1 protein-coding gene and 3 riboswitches are annotated in these 1,311 nt (G+C 40.6%); the gene reads right to left on the bottom strand.

What is annotated here, in order from left to right:
* Positions 1-157 precede the first annotated feature (157 nt).
* On the bottom strand, positions 158-964 hold the full coding sequence (locus AB4Z33_RS30945) for a transglutaminase domain-containing protein (RefSeq protein WP_442053576.1): 807 nt from the start codon (positions 962-964) through the stop codon (positions 158-160).
* Between the two features lie 13 nt (positions 965-977).
* Positions 978-1,056, bottom strand: a riboswitch (cyclic di-GMP riboswitch).
* Between the two features lie 53 nt (positions 1,057-1,109).
* Positions 1,110-1,188, bottom strand: a riboswitch (cyclic di-GMP riboswitch).
* Positions 1,189-1,242: 54 nt separating this feature from the next.
* A riboswitch (cyclic di-GMP riboswitch) is annotated at positions 1,243-1,311 on the bottom strand. This riboswitch is flagged as partial in the annotation.

Genomic DNA, 1,311 nt, shown 5'->3' on the forward strand with positions numbered 1-1,311 from the left:
CCTTTCGTGTCGGCCGTGTGTTTCAGCGGCGACTTAGATAATATATCACAGACGCCTATAGCATTGCAAGCACTTTTTATATAAACCTTTAAACTGTTTTCTATTATAGAAGTTAACAAAAAAGACACGATGCCAAAGCACCGTGTCTAATAACTCTCTAGTATTGTTTTGCTGCCGAATATTTCGAAGCATCTTTAATCAGATCGAACTTCTTGTTGCTCTTCTTTAGGCCAGCGTCTACCGTCGTATCAATGACTACCCATTTACCGTTCATGTACACTTCGTTCCAAGCATGATACACACTCACATATTCCGTGTCACCCATTACGAGCTTAGTAGGAACTCCTACGCTACGAAGCATTGCAGCGAACAACGACGAGTAACCATAGCAGATATCTTTTTTCGTCGAAAGTGTTTTGTCGATGCTTGGGAGGTAATCATTCGAGATGTTAGCTGCCAAATCATAATCATATTTGATGTTATTAATGATGTAATCGTAGATTGCTTTTACTTTCTCGTTGTCTGATTTGCTGTTTTTTGTTAGCTCTTTGGCTTTAACAATAGCTAGACTCGAGCTTGTCCATGCAACATTTTGTACCGAGTTCAAGTAAATCACGCTGTTGTTAGCAAGGTTAAGCTTAACTGTTTCTTTGTTAACTACTTTATACTTGTTGCCTTCTGTATTCTCAAGTACCGAAACGGTGTAATCGCCATTTCCAAGTTGCAACGKGAATTGCTCTACTTTCTTGGAAGCTGTCATGTTATATGTATATTTATTATCGCCTTTTGCGATCATTACTTTTGTTTTCACGTTAGCCTTTACTTCGTAGGATACCGATACAATGCCTTTGTCTAAACTTGCTGTGTTCAACCAAGTTGTGTTTTCGCTAGCTTCTGCACTTGTAACTTTAATCGATGCGATCATGATGAACGCTACTGCTAACATAAGAACAAACTTACGCATGAATAATACTCCCTTCGGTAGCTGGCTGCCATCTTTCGGAAGGCCCTTTAGCTTTGCGTCCCTACCTTTCGATAGGTTTGCCGTTATCGTGTAAAGTTTCATGGGACTGCTTGTCCCTTGTTATAAAACAAAAAAAGCTCTGTCTTTCGGTAGCTGGCTGCCATCATAAGGAAGGCCCTTTAGCTTTGCGTCCCTACCTTTCGATAGGTTTGCCRTTATCGTGATTCGCTTTTCCAATGCTTGTCCTACTATTTAATAAAATAAAAAATGCTCCGTCTTTCGGTAGCTGGCTGCCATCATAAGGAAGGCCCTTTAGCTTTGCGTCCCTACCTTTCGATAGGTTTGCC

It is taken from the genome of Paenibacillus sp. 2TAB19 (assembly GCF_052115185.1).
Taxonomy (GTDB): Bacteria; Bacillota; Bacilli; order Paenibacillales; family Paenibacillaceae; genus Pristimantibacillus.